The sequence below is a fragment of the Mesorhizobium sp. NZP2234 genome (assembly GCF_013170765.1).
Classification (GTDB): Bacteria; Pseudomonadota; Alphaproteobacteria; order Rhizobiales; family Rhizobiaceae; genus Mesorhizobium; species Mesorhizobium loti_D.
In genome coordinates, this window is the sequence record NZ_CP033364.1 from 6,630,890 (window position 1) to 6,649,312 (window position 18,423).

An 18,423-nucleotide genomic window follows, 5' to 3' on the forward strand; every position below is an offset into this window, starting at 1 on the left:
GCGCTTGTCCAAGGGTTTACCCGGATATCAATATCCGAGAGCCTCCCCCGATGCCGCGCGGCTGTCGATGGCGCCATTGTAGCGCGCGCCGCCGCCTTTCTCGATTTCCGCCAGGCTCTTGCCTCCAACGAGAATGCCGGCCGCCTGGCCCCAGGTCTGGCCACCGAGATCAAGGTGATAGCCCATGCCCGCCAGCAGCCTTTCGGTATCGGGCGAAAGTCCGAACGGCTCGACATAGACCGTATCAGGCAGCCATTGGTGGTGGATGCGCGGCGCGTCGATCGCCTCCTGGATGTTCATGCCATGGTCGATGACGTTGACGATCGCTTCCAGCGTGATGGTGATGATGCGCGAGCCCCCGGGGCTGCCGATGACCATGAACGGCTTGCCATCCCTGGCCACGATGGTCGGGCTCATCGATGACAGCGGCGTCTTCTTCGCCTGGATGGCGTTGGCCTCGCCCTGGACCAGGCCATAAAGGTTCGGCACGCCGGGCTTCTGGGTAAAATCGTCCATCTCGTTGTTGAGCAGGATGCCGGTGCCGTCGGCGACGACGCCTGCGCCGAAGGACCCATTCAACGTATAGGTCACTGCAACCGCGTTGCCGTCCTTGTCGATGATCGAATAATGCGTGGTCTCCTTCGACTCGCCAAAACCCTTCGGCATCAGGTCCTGCGACACACCGGCCCGGAACGGATCGATCTTGTCGCGGATGTCCTTGGCATAGGCTTTATCAAGCAGTTTCGAGACCGGATTGTCGACGAAATCGGGATCGCCGAGCGCCGAATTGCGGTCGACATAGGCATGGCGCATCGCCTCGACCATGACATGCACCGTCTCGGCCGAGCCGGCGCCGAGATAGGACAGCGGATAGCCCTCGAGCACGTTGAGGATTTCGCAGATGATGACACCGCCTGAGCTCGGCGGCGGCGAGGACGTGATCTCGTAACCGCGATAGGAACAGGTCACCGGCTTGAGTTCGCGCACCGCATATTGCTCGAAGTCGGCCTTGGCCAGAATGCCGCCCTTGGCGCTGCTTGCCTTGACGATGGCGTCGGCGATGGCGCCTTTGTAGAAGGCATCGGGGCCTTTGTCGGAAATCGCCGAGAGCGACGCGGCAAGGTCAGGTTGAACCAGCTTCTCGCCGATGGCGTAGGGCTTGCCGCCAGGTTTCAGGAAGGCGGCCGCCGCCGCCGGGTCCTTCGCCAGCCGGCCCGCATTGCCGGCAAAAGAGGCGGCATCGCCCTGATCGAGGATGAAGCCATCCTTGGCGTAGGCGATCGCTGGTGCCATCAGATCCTGCCTTGAAAGCGTGCCGTATTTCTCGCGCGCCATTTCGAAACCGGCCACCGAGCCCGGCACGCCGACCGCGAGATAGCCGTCAAGGCTGGCGCCCTTCACCGGGTTGCCATCCTTGTCGAGATACATGGTCCTGGTTGCCGCCAGCGGCGCGCGCTCGCGGAAATCGAGGAAAGTCGATTTGCCGTCGGCGAAACGGATGGTCATGAAACCGCCGCCGCCGATATTGCCGGCATTGGGGTAGACGACGGCCAGCGCATAGCCGACCGCGACAGCCGCATCGACCGCGTTGCCTCCCTTCTTCAACACCTCGACGCCGACTTCCGACGCCAGATGCTGGGCCGTCACCACCATGCCGTGTTCGCCTTTGGCGGGCGCCGGCGACGCCGCAAACGTCACCTGAAGTGGTGCTGTCGCAAACGCAAAAGAGAGGCTGAGGGCGATCAGGGTTTGGCTGACATGGCGCATGGCGGTACTCCTGGGCGGGGTGCCCAGAAGACCCTGTCGCTGCCGTCAAGTCCACCATCAATGGTGGGCCGGAAGGATCAATTCAGATGTCAGGCGTGTCAGACAATCCCGCCCGAGCCGCCGGCGACGGCAGGGCGCTCGGCCGCGACCTTGGCGCGGTAGCCAGCCGCCCGGTAGGCGGCGACGGGATCGATGGCGCCGCCGGCTTTCAGCCGCGCCATGGCCAGGATCGGCTCGACATCGGTGCGGTAGGCCGCCTTCAGCGTCTGCGTCGCCATCAGCGCGTCATTGCCGTCCTGGAAACCTTCGAGTGCCCTGCGGTCGACCAGCAGCGCCTGCGCATAGGCGCGCTGCACCTCGACCGCAGACAGCATCAGGCTTTCGATCGGATCGGTGACGTTGTGGCTCTGGTCGAGCATGTGGGCCGGGTCAAAGCCGCCGGCGCCGGAAAGCTCGGCATCGACCAGTTCGTTGAAGACGAGAAACAGCCTGTAGGGATCGATCGAACCGGCATCGAGATCGTCGTCGCCATATTTCGAATCGTTGAAGTGGAAGCCGCCGAGTTTCTTGAACTGAATCAGCCGCGACACGATCATCTCGATGTTGACGTTGGGCGCGTGGTGACCGAGGTCGACGAGGCAGAACGCCTTGTCGCCAAGCTCTTTCGCTATGATGTAGTTGGTGCCCCAGTCCTGCACGACGGTTGAATAGAAGGCCGGCTCGTACATCTTGTGCTCGGTGAACAGCTTCCAGTCGGCGGGCAGCCCGGCATAGACCTGCTTCATCGCATCGAGATAGCGCTCGAATGCCTTGGCGAAATTGACCTGGCCCGGAAAATTCGAACCGTCGCCGATCCACACCGTCAGCGCCTTGGAGCCGAGCGTCTTGCCGATCTCGATGCATTCGAGATTGTGCTCGACCGCCTGCCGGCGCGTACCGGCATCGGCATGCGAGAGCGAGCCGAATTTGTAGGAAAGCGCTTGGTCCTTCGCGTCGGAGAAGGTGTTGGAATTCATGGCATCGAACCCGAGACCGAAACGCGAGGCCGCCTGCTTCAGCCGGTTCGGGTCGGCCTTGTCCCAAGGGATGTGCAAGGAAACGGTCGGTGTCGCCTGCGTCAACTGGCTGATGACGGCGCAATCCTCGATCTTGTCGAAGATGTCGCGCGGCTCACCGGCTCCGGGAAAGCGGGCAAAGCGGGTGCCCCCGGTGCCGACGCCCCAGGAGGGGATGGCCACGGCGAATTTCTCGACCTTGTCGCGGATAGCGTCGATGGCGATGCCGCGACGGTCGAGTCGCTCGCCGAGCGAGGCGTAGTCGTGCTCGAGGTCAGCCTTGCGGGCGATGTTATTTCTTTCGACGACGTCGGCGGAAATGATCGTTTCGGACAACTGCTATTCCTCCCAAATGCCAGTTGGCGCTGCCCCTCATCCGGCCCTTCGGGCCACCTTCTCCCCGTGAACGGGGAGAAGGAGAGAAGGCCTAGCGCGTAAAGCTCTGCGCGTTGCCGGCGTCGACGTTGATGATGTTGCCGGTCGATTTGGCTGACATGTCGGAAGCAAAGAAATAGATCGCTTCGGCGATATCTTCCGGGAAGACCGAGCGCTTCAGCATGGAGCGCGAACGGTAATGTTCCTCGAGGTCGTCCGTGGACATCTTGTAGGCGGCCGCACGCTGCTCTTTCCACTCGCCGGTCCAGATCTTGGAGCCGCGCAGCACGGCGTCCGGATTGACGACATTGACCCTGATCTGCGCTTCCGCGCCCTCCAGCGCGAGACACCGGGCGAGATGGATCTCGGCGGCCTTGGCGGTGCAATAGGCGGCGGCGTTGGGCGAGGCGGCAAGGCCGTTCTTGGACGCGACGAAGACGACATTGCCGCCGATCTTCTGCACCCGAAACAGCCGAAACGCTTCTCTAGAGACCAGGAAGTAGCCGGTCGACAATATGTCCATGTTCTTGTTCCACAGCGCCAGCGACGTCTCCTCGATCGGCGCCGAGGAGGCGAGACCCGCGTTGGACACCAGGATGTCGATGCCGCCGAACTCGACCGCCGTTTCGGCGAAACCGGCTACGACCTGATCCTCCGAGGTGACGTTGATGACCACCGGCCGGACGAAATCCTTGCCGTACGCCTTCGCCAGTTCATCATTGGCGCTGGCGAGTGCTGCCTCGTCGATGTCGGCCAGCACCACACAGGCGCCTTCGCGCAGCAGGCGGTTGGCCGTAGCGCGGCCGATGCCGCCGGCGCCGCCGGTGACCAGCGCGATCTGGCCGGCCAGCGACTTAGGCTTCGGCATGCGCTGCAGCTTCAGATCCTCCAGCAGCCAGTATTCGATATCGAAGGCTTCCTGTGCGGGCAGGCCGACATAGGACGACACGGTCGAGGCGCCGCGCATGACATTGATGGCGTTGACGTAGAATTCGCCGGAGATCCGCGCCGTCGCCTTGTCGCCAGCGAAGGTGAACATGCCCACACCAGGCATCAGATAGACCACGGCGTTTGGATCGCGGATGGCAGGCGAGTCCGCATGCTTGCAGCTGTCGTAATAGGCCTGGTAGCCGACGCGGTATTTGGCGACGTCGTCGGCGAGGCGCGCGATCACCGCATCGACATCGGGCTTGGCCGGATCGAACTCGATGACCAGCGGGCGGATCTTGGTGCGCAGGAAATGGTCGGGGCATGAGGTGCCCAGTGCCGCCAGCGGGCGCAGATCTCTGGAGTTGACGAATTCGAGCACGGCGGCCGAATCGTCGAAATGGCCAAGCTTGTGGCTCTTTTCCGAGATCAGGCCGCGAATCCTGGGCATCAGTTTCGCGGCGATGGCGCGACGCTCAGCGGCGTCGAGCGACTTGACCACTTCGCCGCCGAAAATGGCGAGGCCTTCGGAGCGGCGCTCGAACCACTCGATCGCCTGGTTGATCACCGAGATCGTCGTCTCGTAGCATTCCTTGGGCGTGTCGCCCCAGGTGAACAGGCCGTGGCTTTCGAGGATGACCCCCTTGGCTGCGGGGTGTTCGACACAGAATTTCTCCAGCCACAGGCCAAGTTCGAAGCCGGGCCGCTTCCACGGCAGCCAGCCGATGGCGTCGCCGAAGATCTCCGTCGTCAATGCCTTGGAATCCTTGGCCGCCGCGATGGCGATGATGGCGTCGGGATGCATGTGGTCGACGAAAGGCTTCGGCACATAGGCATGCAGTGGCGTGTCGATCGAGGCCGCGCGCGGATTTAAGTTGAAGGTGCAGTGGGGAAGATACCCCACCATCTCGTCCTCGTGCTCGACGCCGCGATAGAGGCTTTTGAGCGCGCGCAGTTTGTCCATGTAGAGCGTGGCGAAACCGTCGAGCTTGATCGAAGCGCTGTCGCCGCCGGAGCCCTTGACCCAGAGCACTTCGACATCAGCGCCGCTGAGCGGATCCTTCTGCCAGATCTTGGACGACGTGTTGCCACCGCCATAGTTGGTGACGCGCTTGTCGGAGCCGAGCGTGTTCGAGCGATAGACCAGAAGCTCAGGCCCGCTCATCCCCTGGGCCTTCGTATCGTCCCACAGATTGGCAAGGCGCGAGCCGGAGCGCTTGTCGAGCATAGGTATCCTCCCTGGGACGCAAAAAGCCGCGGTCCATTTTGCCCGGAATGTCTACGCAAGAGGCTCGCTTGTCAATCACAAACGATCAATATCGATCATATTGCGCTGCACAATGAAATTATGTGATCGGAAATGATTGACAGTGCTTGTTTTGAGTGCCTAGATGGCAATGCAGGGAGGAACCATGCACGAAAAAGAGCGCCACAGGATCATTCTGTCCGCCGTCCAGGAAAAGCCTGTGGTGACGGTGCAGGAGATGGTCGACCTGACGGAGTCCTCCGAGGCGACGATCCGGCGTGACATCGCGGCTCTTCACGTGCAAAAGCGCCTGCGCCGGGTGCGCGGCGGCGCCGAGGCGATCTCGCCGCCGCAATTCATCGGCCTGGCCGGCCGGCCCTTTTCCGTCAACGAAACGATCAACGCCGCGCAGAAGCGGGCCATCGCCCGAGAAGCCGTGGAATTGTGCGGGGACGGCGAGCCGATCATCATCAATGGCGGCACCACCACCTTCCAGATGGTGCATTTCCTGACCGGCCGCCGCATGCCGATCTTCACCAATTCGTTCCCGATCGCCGAGCATCTGCTCAAGCATTCCAAGAACACGGTGATGCTGTCGGGTGGCACCATCTACCGCGAGCAGAACATCATCCTGTCGCCCTTCGACAATGACGTGACGCGCAATTTCTACGCGCGCCGCATGTTCATGGGGGCGCAAGGCCTGGGACCGCTCGGCCTGATGGAAGGCGATCCGCTGCTGATCCAGGCCGAGCAGAAGCTTATCGACCAGGCCGACGAATTGGTCGTGCTGGTCGATTCCTCGAAATTCCGCAAACGCTCCAGCCTGATCCTGTGCGGGTTGTCGCGCATCGCCACGGTCATCACCGATGACGGCATCGAGGATCGCGAAGCCAAGATGTTGGAGACCGCCGGCGTGACGCTGATCGTCGCCCGCAAATCGGCAAAGGAAGAATCTTCACTGCAGGCCTGAGACGCCCGCAGCGGCGATGGAAATGCAACGCTCAAGGGAGGATATACGATGAGCTTCTTGAAGAAATTGATGGTTACCGCGGCCTTTTCCGCCGCCATGTTCGTGAATGCGGCCTATGCCGAGAATGTCAAGATCGCGCTGGTGGTGAAGTCGCTCGGCAACGGCTTCTTCGACGCGGCCAACAAGGGCGCCGAAGAGGCGGCCAAGGAACTCGGCGACGTCGACATCATCTACACCGGCCCGACCAAGGCGACCGCCGAAGCGCAGATCGAAGTGGTCAACTCGCTGATCGCCCAGAAGGTCAACGCCATCGCCATTTCCGCCAATGACGCCGACGCGCTGGTGCCGGTGCTGAAGAAGGCCATGGAGCGCGGCATCACCGTCATCTCCTGGGATTCCGGTGTCGCCAAGGAAGGCCGCCAGCTTCACCTCAACCCGTCCGATACCGGCCTGATCGGCGAGACCATCATCAAGCTTGCCGCCGACTACCTGCCGGAAGGCGGCGATGTCGCCATCCTGTCGGCCTCCTCGACCGCGACCAACCAGAACGCCTGGATCGACGCGGCAAAGAAAGTCCTGCCGGAGAAGTTCCCCAAGATCAAACTCGTCGCCACCGTCTATGGCGATGACGACTCGGCCAAGAGCACCGACGAAGCCAAGGGCCTGCTAAAGTCGTACCCGAACCTCAAGGCGATCATCGCGCCGACCACCGTTGGCGTCGTTGCCGCCGCACAGGTCGTCACCGACGAGAACCTGATCGGCAAGGTCAACGTCACCGGCCTCGCGCTGCCGTCCGAGTTCAAGAAGTTCATCGACAACGGCGCCAGCCAGGCGGTCGCGCTGTGGAACCCGATCGACCTCGGCTACTCCGCCGTCTACCTCGCCCATGACCTGGCGGTGAAGAAGGAAGAAGCAAAGCCCGGCGCCACGCTGTCGATCGGCCGCGTCGGCAAGGTGACGCTCGACGACACCAACTCGGCTGCGATGGCTCCGCCCTTCCAGTTCGACAAGACCAACATCGAGAAGTTTTCCAAGATCTATTGATCTCGGCCCCTCTCAAGCTGTCGCGGCGGGGCTCACGTCCCGCCGCGATTTTAAACGGACCTTGTTTCAGGGCTTGATACACAACCATGGACACGACAGCCCAACACGGCGCGGCAATGGAGAGGCCCTTGGCCTCCACCCCACGCCTGACGCTGTCCGCCATCTCGAAGAGCTTTCCCGGCGTGCGCGCGCTGCACAATGTCAGCCTGTCGCTCTACCCCGGCCAGGTGACCGCATTGATCGGCGAGAACGGCGCCGGCAAGTCGACGCTGGTCAAGATCATGACAGGCATCTACCAACCGGATGCCGGCACGATCAGCATCGACGGCCAGGCCGTCACCCTGCCCAGCGCGCATGCCGCCTTCGGCCATGGGGTCACCGCCATCCATCAGGAAACGGTGCTGTTCGATGATTTGACGGTCGCTGAAAATATCTTTCTTGGCCATGCGCCACGCTCGCGCTTCGGCACCATCGACTGGCGCACGATGCGCAAGAATGCGCGCGAAGTGCTGGACACCATGCATGCCGGCCATATCGATGCCGACGCACGGCTGAAGGACCTCGGCATTGCCAACAAGCACCTCGTCGCGGTGGCGCGCGCCATGTCGATCGACGCGCGGATCGTCATCATGGACGAGCCGACCGCCGCCCTTTCGATGAAGGAGATCGAGGAGCTTTTCCTGTTGATCGAATTCCTCAAGAGCGAGGGCAAAGCGATCCTGTTCATCAGTCACAAGTTCGACGAGATCTATCGTATCGCCGATCGCTACACGGTGTTCCGCGACGGCGAAATGGTCGGCGAAGGGCTGATCAAGGATGCCGGCCAGAGCCAGATCGTGCGCATGATGGTCGGCCGCTCGGTCGATCATATCTTTCCGCAGCGCAAGGCCGAGATCGGCGCGCCGGTGCTCTCGGTCGCCGGCCTGTCGCACCCGACCGAATTCAGGGATATCGGCTTCGAACTGCACAAGGGTGAGATCCTGGGCTTCTACGGCCTTGTCGGCGCCGGGCGCAGCGAGGTGATGCAGGCAATATCGGGTATCACCCGCGCCTCAGGCGGCACGATCACGTTGGACGGCAAGGTAATCGCGCCGAAATCAGCAGCGGATTCGATCGAAGCCGGCATCGTCTATGTGCCGGAGGAACGCGGCAAGCAAGGCGTGGTGATCGGCCTGCCGATCTTCCAGAACGTGTCGCTGCCCTCACTCAAGCGCACTTCCAAGTCAGGCCTGCTGCGGCTGTCGGAAGAGTTCGCGCTCGCCCGCTCCTACACCGAGCGGCTTGACCTCAGGGCCTCCTCGCTCAGCCAGGATGTCGGCACGCTGTCGGGCGGCAACCAGCAGAAGATCGTCATCGCCAAATGGCTGGCGACCGCGCCCAAGGTGATCATCCTGGACGAACCGACCAAGGGCATCGACATCGGCTCCAAGGCCGCCGTGCACGGCTTCATGGCCGAACTCGTGGCGCAGGGCCTGTCGGTGATCATGGTGTCGTCGGAATTGCCGGAGATTCTCGGCATGTCCGACCGCGTCGTCGTGATGCGCGAGGGGCTTGTCGCGGCCGTCTACGACAACAAGGGACTCGACGCCGAAACGCTGGTTCGGACAGCAGCGGGAATCGCGGCATGAAGGCTCTCCTGAAATACCGCGAGATCTGGCTGGCCGCTGCCATCGTCGTGCTGATCGCGCTGATCTCGACCCGCTTCCCCGCCTTTGCCGATCCAGGCAATCTGCGCCAGGTATTCAACGACACCTCGATCCTGATGATCCTGGCGCTTGGGCAGATGGTGGTCATCCTGACGCGATCGATCGACCTGTCGATGGCCTCCAACCTTTGCTTCACCGGCATGGTGGTGGCGATGCTGAATGCCGCGCACCCGGCGATCCCTATCCCGGTGCTGATCGTCACCGCGCTCGCCGTCGGGTTGGTGCTCGGGGCCATAAACGGCCTTCTGGTGTGGCGGCTGAACATCCCTTCGATCGTGGTGACATTGGGCACGCTGACCATCTATCGCGGCGCCACCTTCGTGCTGTCTGGCGGCGCCTGGGTCAATGCCGACAAGATGAGCCCTGAATTCATCGACTTCCAGCGCGCCGCCTTCCTCGGCATCCCGGTGCTGTCCTGGATCGCCATACTGGTCATCGCGCTGTTCTTCATCCTGATGACACGCACGGCGCTCGGCCGCTCGATCTACGCCATCGGCGTCAACCCGACGGCATCGGTCTATACCGGCATCGACGTCGGCCGGACGAAATTCATCGTCTTCTGCATCTCCGGCATGATCGGCGGCCTTGCCGGCTACCTCTGGATCTCACGCTACGTGATCGCCTCGGTCGAAGTCGCCAACGGCTATGAACTCAACATCATCGCCGCCTGTGTCATCGGCGGCATCTCGATCGCCGGCGGCATCGGCTCGGTCGGCGGCGCGGTGCTGGGGGCGCTGTTCCTCGGCATCATTTCCAATGCGCTGCCGGTCATCAACATCTCGCCCTTCTGGCAGATGGCGATTTCGGGCAGCGCCATCATCCTGGCCGTCGTGCTCAACGCTCGCGGCGAACGCCAGCAGGGCCGCATCATCCTGAGAAAGGTGGAGGCGGCATGACCGACATCCCCGCCCCGCGCCATATTCCCGACCGGCTCGACAAGCCGCTGTCTTCAGCGATCTTTTCCTGGGAGGCGCTGCTGGTGGTGGTGGCCGTCGCCATCTTCGCCATCAACAGCTTCGCCTCGCCCTATTTCCTCGACCCCTATTCGCTGTCGGACCTGACCTTCAACTTCACAGAGAAGGGCCTGATCGCCTTCGCCATGGCGCTGCTGATCATTTCGGGCGAGATCGACCTGTCGGTGGCCGCTATCATCGCGCTCGCCTCGACCATGATGGGCATGGCGGTGCAGGCAGGTGCCGGAACCCCGGCGCTGGTGGCGATCGGCATCGTCGTCGGCCTCGGCTGCGGTGCCTTCAACGGACTGCTGGTGACACGGCTCGGCCTGCCCTCCATCGTCGTCACCATCGGCACGATGAGCCTGTTTCGCGGCATCGCCTTCATCATCCTCGGCGACCAGGCCTACAAGGGCTACCCCGAAAGCTTCGCCTTCTTCGGCCAGGGCTATGTCTGGTGGGTCGTGTCGTTCGAACTGGTGCTCTTCCTGATCGCGGCCGTCGTCTACTGGTTCCTTCTGCACCGCACCAGCTTCGGCCGCCGTGTCTTCGCCATCGGCAACAATCCGGTCGCGGCGCAGTTTTCCGGCGTGCGCGTCGGCCGCATCAAGTTCATCCTGTTCTGCCTGACCGGACTGATGTCGGGCATCGCCTCGGTGCTGATCACTTCGCGGCTTGGTTCGACAAGGCCGTCGATCGCGCAAGGCTATGAGCTGGAAGTCATCACCATGGTGGTGCTCGGCGGCGTCAGCATTCTGGGCGGCGCCGGCAGCATTGTCGGCGTGGTGCTCGCGGCCTTCATCATGGGGCTTGTGACCTTCGGCCTCGGCCTGCTCAACGTTCCCGGTATCGTCATGTCGATCTTCATCGGCCTGCTGCTGATCATCGTCATCGCGCTGCCGATCGTCTGGCGGCGGCTGCGCGGGGGACGCTGATGCCGCAGAAATACGCGTTCAAGATGCAGCTCAAGCCCGGCATGAAGGCCGAGTACAGGAAGCGTCACGACGAGATCTGGCCGGCGCTGATCGCGCTCTTGAAGCAGGCCGGCGTCTCCGATTACTCGATCCATCTCGACGAGGAGACCAACACCCTGTTCGGCGTGCTGTGGCGGCGCGACGACCACGGCATGGACGAATTGCCCAAGCATCCGGTGATGCAGCGCTGGTGGGCTGACATGGCCGACATCATGGAAACCAGGCCTGACAACGAGCCGGTGGTGGTGCCGCTGGAAACCGTGTTCCACATGGAATGAGTGCGATGCGCCACATCGCCGTGATCGACATCGGCAAGACCAACGCCAAGGTGGCGCTGGTGGACCTCACAACGTTGAGCGAAGTCGCGCTGCGCCGGATGGCCAATGCGCCGGTGCGGCAGGCGCCCTACCCGCACCATGATGTCGAAGCGCTGTGGATATTCATGCTCGACAGCCTGGCCAGCCTCAACCGCGAACAGCGCATCGACGCCATTTCGATCACCACCCACGGTGCGACCGGCGCGTTGGTCGATGCCTTGGGTGAATTGGTGCTGCCGGTACTCGACTATGAATTCGATGGTCCCGACGCGCTGGCGGCGGACTATGACGCGATCCGCCCGCCCTTCGCCGAGACCGGCACGCCGCGCCTGCCGCTCGGCCTCAATCTCGGTGCGCAGTTCTTCTGGCAGCAGAAACGCTTTCCGGCCGATTTTGCGCGGGCCGCGGCGATGCTGATGTATCCGCAATACTGGGCCTTGCGCCTCACCGGCGTTACCGCAAACGAGGTTACCTCGCTGGGCTGCCACACGGATCTCTGGGACCCATGGAAGGTGGATTTCTCGTCATTGGTCGACCGCATGGACTGGCGCGGCCTGATGGCGCCGGTGCGACCGGCGAGAGACCGTCTCGGCCCGATCCTGCCCGCGCTCGCGGCGCAAACCGGGCTTGATCCGCAAACCCCGGTGTTCTGCGGCCTGCACGATTCCAACGCCTCGCTGCTGCCGCATCTCTTGTCGGATGCGCCACCCTTCTCGGTTGTCTCGACCGGGACCTGGGTGGTGTCGATGGCGGTCGGCGGGAGGCCGGTCAAGCTCGACCCGGCGCGCGATACGCTGGTCAATGTCAATGCACTCGGCAATCCCGTGCCGTCGGCTCGTTTCATGGGCGGGCGCGAATTCTCGCTGCTGACGGACGGCAAGTCGCAGGATTACAGCGGCGGCGACGTGCTGGCGGTCCTGACCAACAAGATGCTGCTTTTGCCGTCGACGCAGCAAGGTTCGGGACCGTTTCCGCACCTTGCGGCGGCATGGCTCAATGCCGACGGCATGAACAATGCCGAGCGTTTTGCCACCATCTCGTTCTATCTTGCGCTGATGACGGCGACCTGTCTCGAGCTGATCGGCGCCGACGGTCCGACCACCGTGGAAGGACCCTTTGCCCGCAACCGGCTGTTTGTCCACATGCTGGCGGCGGCCACCGCCCGCAGCGTCGTCGCCTCGGAAGCCGCGACCGGCACCAGCATTGGCGCCGCATTGCTGGCATCGGATCAGGCCGCCACGCACGGCAACGGCGAAAGGCTGGAACCACCGACCGACCCGGCCTGGGCGGACTATGTCAGCGCATGGCGCGCGGCGGTCGCGGCACAGGGCTGATTACAGGATCCGCTTGCCGAAGGCCGACATGATGAAATTGACGGTATCGGTGCCGATCCTGGGCTCCAGATCCTTGGTCAGGCTAGAGACATCCATCGACAGCAGGCCGCCGGACAGCGCGATCGCCTCCATCGCCTGATGCGTTTCGCGCACTGTCAGCCCGCCGGAGCCAGCAGCCCAGCCGGCGAATTCGGTCGCTGTCGGCGAATAGCTGACATGAAAGCCTTGCGTGCCCGACGTGGCGATGCGGATCGCTTCATGCATCAGGTCGCGCATGCCCATGGCGTCGATGTCGGTCATGGTGAAGGCCGACACCCGCGAATCCTTCAGCACCCGCGCCTCGGCCGGATCGGCATGGCGCAAGCCGACGATAACGACATTTTCCGGCGACAGCTGCGGCTGCAGCGCGCCGGCCTTGTGGTCGAGCCCGAGCGCACGCGCCAGCACCGAGGCCTCCGGCAGATCGATGCCCTCTTCGTCCTCGGGCATCAGGGCGGCGATGGAATCGATCCAGATCAGGCCGAAGGAGTGCGTCGCGCGCGCCGTCACGGTCAGCGCCTTGTGGACGACGCGACGGTCGGCGCCCGCGGTGAGACGGATCAGCCCCGAGGGGGGTCGCTCGACATCGGCCAGTTCGACGACGTCGAAATTCATCGCCTCCAGCCGCCCGCCCGTCCCCTCGCGGACGAGGATGCCGGCGGCTTCCGTTTCAGCCGAGATCGACACCATCTTGCGGCCGGAAAAGTCCGCGACGTCGTGCATCGGCGCCTTCTCGACATATTCCGAAGTCATCGCCAGCAGCATGGCGCCATAACTCATGCGGAAGGCGACGCGGTCGCCGACGGCGGGTGGCGGATCGGCATCCTGGACGTCGAGCAGCAGATGGTCGCTGGAGGCGCCGAGCACCCTTATCCCCTTGGCGATCGGCGTCAGCCCTTCGACCAGCACGTCCTCGCGGCCGATATTGGCGATGGCGCGCAGCCTGTCGCCTTCGTCGGGAAAGACCGGCTGGTTGCCGAAGGCGTCGTAGCCGGACTCGCCGATCGGCCGCGACGGCTTGAGCTTGACCTCGATGATGTCGCTGGTCAGCCGGCAGGCATCGGGTTCGAGTTCGGCCCATGGCATCTCGCGAAAAGTCTCGACGCCGCCTTGCAGGATAGCCTCGCCGACCCTGAGATTGTTGATGCCGGCGGGCAGCCTGCCCTCGAGCAGCAGCGTCAGCGACGACGAGGCACCGCCTGAGATCCAGTCGAGACTTTTGCCGGACAGGCGCTCGGTCTTGTAGGCGTGAGCGACGAGCTGGCCAAGATTCTCCGGCGTCGGCATGATGGCGCCGAAGCAGCCAAGATTGGTGCCGATGCCGGCTATGCGAACCCCTTTGAATTCGAGGATCTTCTCGACGGTGGGTATCAGGTCGCTCGGCCAGATGCCTTCACGGAGATCGCCGAGATCGATCATGAGCATGATGTCGTGGACGCGGCCCATGCGCTCGGCGATGCGCGAAATCTCGCGAATGGTGGCGAGTTCCGATTGCAGACTGATGTCGACGGTGCGCACCACCTCCTCGACGCGCGCCATGGGTGGGCTGCGCAGCAGCATGATCGGCGCGTTGATGCCGCTGTCGCGCAGCCGGCGGATGTTCTCGAAACGCGATTCGGCAATGCCGGCGACGCCGCCGCGCAGCATGGCGCGCGCCACTTGCGGCATGCCGCACATGCCCTTGGTGACGCCGAACACCTTGATGCCCGACAGCGCGCAGCGCTCGACGATGGTGCGGGCGTTGCGCTCGATCCGGCCAAGGTCGATGGCGACTTGCGGTCCCGACATGCCTAGCCTCCGTAGACCAGCCCCTGCGGGTCGATCTCCGGCTTGCGGCCGGCGACAAGGTCGGCCAGGAATTTCCCGGAGCCGCAGGCCATCGTCCAGCCGACATGGCCGTGGCCGGTGTCGAGATAGAGATTCTCATAGCGCGCCTGGCCAATGACCGGCACGGAGTTCGGCATCATTGGCCGCAGGCCGGCCCACAGCTCCGCTTTCTTCTCGTCGAAGGCGCCGGGAAAGAGATCCCTGGCGGTCCTGAACATGGTGGCAAAGTCGCTTGGCTTGTGGGTGCGGTCGAAGCCTGTGAATTCGGCGGTCGAGGCCAACCGCAAGCGATTGCCAAGGCGCGAATAGGCCATCAGCTGGTCTTCATCGGCGCCACCCATGGTCGGGCCCTTGCTCTCGTCTTCCAACGGAATGGTCGCGGTGTAACCCTTCACCGGATAGACCGGCAGGTCGATGCCGTAGCGGCGGCCGAGCAGGCCGCTTTCCGGACCCATCGAGATAACCACCGCATCGCCTGAGACGGTGCCGGCGGAGGTCATCACCGCGCGCACCCGGCCGCCCTCGATGTCGAGGCCTTCGACCGTCGTGCCGTAGAGAAATCTCACGCCGAGCTTTTCGGCGGCATGGGCAGCGAGCTTCTCCACGAACTGCCGGGAATCGCCGGTCTGGTCGATCGGCGAGTAGACGCCGCCGGCGATCTTTTCCTTCACGCCGGCAAGGCCCGGTTCAAGCTCGACCAGCCGGTCGCGGCCGACGATCTCGATCGGCAGGCCATGCTCGGCCAGGTATCGGTAATTGTCGGTGCCGGTATCGAGGCTGTGCTGCGAGCGGAAGAAATAGAGGATGCCCTTCTTGCGCTCGTCATAGTGGATGCCGGTGTCGGCCGAGATGGCGTTGATGCACTCACGCGAATAGAGTGCCAGGCGCAGCTTGACCTGGCTGTTGGCGCGCAGGCGGGCCACGGTGCACTGGCGCAGGAAACGCAGGCTCCAGGCAAGGAAATAAGGATCGAAGCGCAGCCGCACCTTGATGCCGAGATCATGGTTGTAGAGCCCGCGCAGGAAGGTCTTCAGCGCCGCCGGCGAGGCCCAGGCGGTGGCGTCGCCCGGCGAAACCAGCCCTGCATTCGACTGGCTGGTGCCACGCGCCGGCGCCGGATGGCGCTCTACCACGGTGACCTCATGACCGTCGGCGGCCAGATAATAGGCCGCCGCCGTGCCGACGACGCCAGCTCCAAGCACCGTTATCTTCATGCCATCCCCCAAAAGCTCGCAGCGGCACGGCGCTTCCACGCCGTGTCGCGACTGCTTCCATAGCGTGTCACCGCGCGCGTTGCGAGCCCTCGGGGAACCTGGCTCAGCCGCGTGTGGAGTTCTTGCTGGTCAGGATGCGTTCCCAGGCGAGCGCGTCGGCGACGATCTGGTCGAGGTCATCGCGTTGCGGGGCCCAGCCGAGTTCCGCTCGCGCGAGGTCCGAATTGGCGACCACGGCCGCCGCATCGCCGGGACGCCGATCGCCCATCCTCACCTCGAAATCATGGCCGAAGGCGCGCCGCACGCTGTCGATCACCTCGAGCACGGAATAGCCATGGCTGTAGCCGCAATTGGCGACGAGGCTCGTGCCTCCCTCGCGCAACCGCTGCAAGGCAAGGCGATGCGCGGCGGCCAGGTCGCTGACATGGATGTAATCGCGCATGCAGGTGCCGTCCGGCGTCGGGTAGTCGGTGCCGAACACCTGCATGAAGGGACGCTTGCCAAGCGCGGTCTCGCAGGCAACCTTGATAAGGTGCGTGGCGCCTGGCGTCGACTGGCCCGTGCGGCCCTTCGGGTCGGCGCCGGCGACGTTGAAGTAGCGAAGCGCCGTGTAGCGGATGTCGTGCGCAAGGCCCGCGTCGCGCAGCATCCATTCGCTCATCAATTTGGAGAGGCCGTAGGGCGATTCGGGCGCCAGGCGGGCGTCCTCGCGCACCGGCTCAAGCCCGGCGCCTCCATAAACGGCGGCGGTCGAGGAAAAGATGAAATTGGGTACACCCTCGCGCACCGCGGTTTCGATCAGCGTGCGCGTCTTTGAGGTGTTGTTATCATAATAGGCAAGCGGGTCGGCAACCGATTCCGGAACCACGATGGAGCCGGCGAAATGGATAATGGCGTCGACCTGATTGTCCCGGATGATCGATCCGACCAATTCCTTGTCGGCGACATCGCCGACGACGAGCTTTGCCTCCGGCGCAACCGCCCATTCGAAGCCGGTCGAAAGCCGGTCGAGAACGACCACGCTGTCGCCGGCATCCAGCAATTCCCAGACCATGTGGCTGCCGATATAGCCGGCGCCACCTGTCACCAAAACCGTCATCCGCATCCTCGCATCTCAAGATTTATCGGAAACTGTCTCAAACACCGCCTTACTGGAAAGCCCTCCGCATGGCCATTAGAACCCTTGGTAACCGGCGTTCACTTGATGTGGCATCGTGTGGAAACAAAAGTGATCCACAGAGCGTGTCCTGGACTGGGAATAGGCCACGATCCGCCAGCGTTAGGAACAGGTGCGGGGCGTGGCATTTTGACCAAAACGGCCTGGTGGACGACCCATAGGGCAATGATTATGATCCCGCGCAAAATTGGGAAGCCGACATGAACTACCAGCGGTTCTTCGAAGAAGCGATCGACCAGCTCCATGCGGAGCGTCGCTATCGCGTCTTCGCCGATCTCGAGCGTATCGCGGGCAAGTTTCCGCGCGCCATCTGGCGCTCCAACGGCCGCGCCGAGGAAATCACCGTCTGGTGCTCCAACGACTATCTCGGCATGGGCCAGCACGCGGATGTCATCGCCGCCTTCCAGAACGCGGCCGGCAAGATGGGTTCGGGCGCCGGAGGCACCCGCAACATCTCCGGTACCTCCAACCCGCTGGTCGAGCTCGAGCAGGAACTCGCCGACCTGCACGGCAAGGAGGCCGCGCTGGTCTTTACCTCCGGCTTCGTCTCCAACGAAGCTTCGATCTCGACCATTGCCCGGCTTTTGCCCAACTGCCTGATCATCTCGGACGAGTTGAACCACGCCTCGATGATCGAGGGCGTGCGGCGCTCGGGCGCGGAAAAGAAGATCTTCCGCCACAATGACGTCGCGCATCTGGAAAGCCTGCTGCAGGCCGCGGGGCGCGAGCGCGCCAAGCTGATCGTCTTCGAAAGCGTCTATTCGATGGACGGCGACATCGCGCCGATCCGGGAGATCGTCGACCTCGCCGAGCGCTACAACGCCATGACCTATATCGACGAGGTCCATGCCGTGGGCATGTACGGACCGCGCGGCGGCGGCATCACCGAGCGCGAAGGCCTTGCCGACCGCATCGACATCATCCAGGGCACGCTGGCCAAGGCGTTCGGCACGCTGGGCGGCTACATCACCGGCACCAGCGCGGTGATCGACGCGGTTCGCTCCTATGCGCCGGGTTTCATCTTCACCACGGCGCTGCCGCCGGCGATCGCCGCCGCCACCACCGCCTCCATCCGCCATCTCAAGCGTTCGCAGGCCGAGCGCGACGCGCAGCAGCAGCAGGCGAGCCGAACCAAACACATCCTGGCGGCCGCCGGCCTGCCGGTGATGGAATCGGCGACCCATATCGTGCCGGTGCTGGTTGGCGATCCGGAGCTTTGCAAGATGGCGAGCGACCGGCTGCTTGGCGTCCACGGCATCTACATCCAGCCGATCAACTACCCGACCGTGCCGCGCGGCACCGAGCGGCTGCGCATCACGCCGACACCGTTCCATTCCGATGCGCTGATCGCCGAACTGCAGGATGCGCTGGTCGAGACCTGGGATGCGCTCGGCATTCCCTATGCCAGTTCCGGCCAACCTTCGGTCGCCAAGACCGACCGCATCATTCCGCTCCTGGTCCCCAAGTCGGGCGGCTGAAAATCGGGCGGCTGATCCCG

14 protein-coding genes are annotated in these 18,423 nt (G+C 63.6%); 8 read left to right on the forward strand and 6 right to left on the reverse strand.

Annotated features, from left to right (window positions below; all coding sequences use genetic code 11):
* Positions 1-27: 27 nt before the first annotated feature.
* The 3 genes from ggt to EB230_RS31955 form a co-directional block, all read right to left on the reverse strand.
* The gene (ggt, locus tag EB230_RS31945) at positions 28-1,767 is read right to left on the reverse strand and encodes a gamma-glutamyltransferase (RefSeq protein WP_172374890.1); all 1,740 of its coding nucleotides are present in this window, start codon (positions 1,765-1,767) and stop codon (positions 28-30) included.
* 98 nt (positions 1,768-1,865) lie between these two features.
* Positions 1,866-3,158 (reverse strand): L-rhamnose catabolism isomerase, encoded by a 1,293-nt coding sequence (gene rhaI / locus EB230_RS31950; protein WP_172374892.1) that lies wholly within the window; start codon positions 3,156-3,158, stop codon positions 1,866-1,868.
* A gap of 91 nt (positions 3,159-3,249) precedes the next feature.
* Positions 3,250-5,352, reverse strand: a complete 2,103-nt coding sequence (locus EB230_RS31955) for a bifunctional rhamnulose-1-phosphate aldolase/short-chain dehydrogenase (protein WP_056565875.1) — start codon at positions 5,350-5,352, stop codon at positions 3,250-3,252.
* A 184-nt stretch (positions 5,353-5,536) separates the two neighbouring features.
* Here EB230_RS31955 and EB230_RS31960 point away from each other — a divergent pair, with 184 nt between their 5' ends.
* The 7 genes from EB230_RS31960 (at position 5,537) to EB230_RS31990 (ending at position 12,668) form a co-directional block, all read left to right on the forward strand.
* Entirely contained in the window at positions 5,537-6,340 is an 804-nt protein-coding gene (locus EB230_RS31960) for a DeoR/GlpR family DNA-binding transcription regulator (protein WP_056565871.1), read from the forward strand.
* Between the two features lie 48 nt (positions 6,341-6,388).
* Positions 6,389-7,384: a rhamnose ABC transporter substrate-binding protein gene (rhaS, locus tag EB230_RS31965; protein WP_056565868.1), complete on the forward strand. Its 996-nt coding sequence runs from the start codon at positions 6,389-6,391 to the stop codon at positions 7,382-7,384.
* A gap of 86 nt (positions 7,385-7,470) precedes the next feature.
* Positions 7,471-9,012, forward strand: a complete 1,542-nt coding sequence (locus EB230_RS31970; protein ID WP_056565865.1) for a sugar ABC transporter ATP-binding protein — start codon at positions 7,471-7,473, stop codon at positions 9,010-9,012.
* Positions 9,009-9,986, forward strand: a complete 978-nt coding sequence (locus EB230_RS31975; RefSeq protein ID WP_172374894.1) for an ABC transporter permease — start codon at positions 9,009-9,011, stop codon at positions 9,984-9,986. Before EB230_RS31970 ends, EB230_RS31975 begins: the two co-directional genes overlap by 4 nt.
* On the forward strand, positions 9,983-10,978 hold the full coding sequence (locus tag EB230_RS31980; RefSeq protein WP_056565857.1) for an ABC transporter permease: 996 nt from the start codon (positions 9,983-9,985) through the stop codon (positions 10,976-10,978). The genes EB230_RS31975 and EB230_RS31980 overlap by 4 nt, the downstream gene beginning before the upstream one ends.
* Entirely contained in the window at positions 10,978-11,295 is a 318-nt protein-coding gene (gene rhaM, locus EB230_RS31985) for an L-rhamnose mutarotase (RefSeq protein WP_056565853.1), read from the forward strand. The genes EB230_RS31980 and rhaM overlap by 1 nt, the downstream gene beginning before the upstream one ends.
* Entirely contained in the window at positions 11,292-12,668 is a 1,377-nt protein-coding gene (locus EB230_RS31990; protein WP_172374896.1) for an FGGY-family carbohydrate kinase, read from the forward strand. The genes rhaM and EB230_RS31990 overlap by 4 nt, the downstream gene beginning before the upstream one ends.
* Here EB230_RS31990 and EB230_RS31995 read toward each other — a convergent pair whose 3' ends face one another.
* The 3 genes from EB230_RS31995 to galE form a co-directional block, all read right to left on the reverse strand.
* Entirely contained in the window at positions 12,669-14,495 is a 1,827-nt protein-coding gene (locus tag EB230_RS31995; RefSeq protein ID WP_065005692.1) for an alanine racemase, read from the reverse strand. It lies immediately after the preceding gene.
* Between the two features lie 2 nt (positions 14,496-14,497).
* Positions 14,498-15,748 carry a D-amino acid dehydrogenase gene (locus tag EB230_RS32000; RefSeq protein WP_172374898.1) on the reverse strand — a complete coding sequence of 417 codons (1,251 nt, stop codon included), beginning with the start codon at positions 15,746-15,748 and terminating at the stop codon, positions 14,498-14,500.
* 103 nt (positions 15,749-15,851) lie between these two features.
* The gene (gene galE / locus EB230_RS32005; RefSeq protein ID WP_172374900.1) at positions 15,852-16,847 is read right to left on the reverse strand and encodes a UDP-glucose 4-epimerase GalE; all 996 of its coding nucleotides are present in this window, start codon (positions 16,845-16,847) and stop codon (positions 15,852-15,854) included.
* Positions 16,848-17,125: 278 nt separating this feature from the next.
* Between galE and hemA the strand changes: the two genes are divergently transcribed.
* Complete coding sequence (hemA, locus tag EB230_RS32010) at positions 17,126-18,403, forward strand: 5-aminolevulinate synthase (protein ID WP_172374902.1); 1,278 nt, start codon at positions 17,126-17,128, stop codon at positions 18,401-18,403.
* Positions 18,404-18,423: the final 20 nt, after the last annotated feature.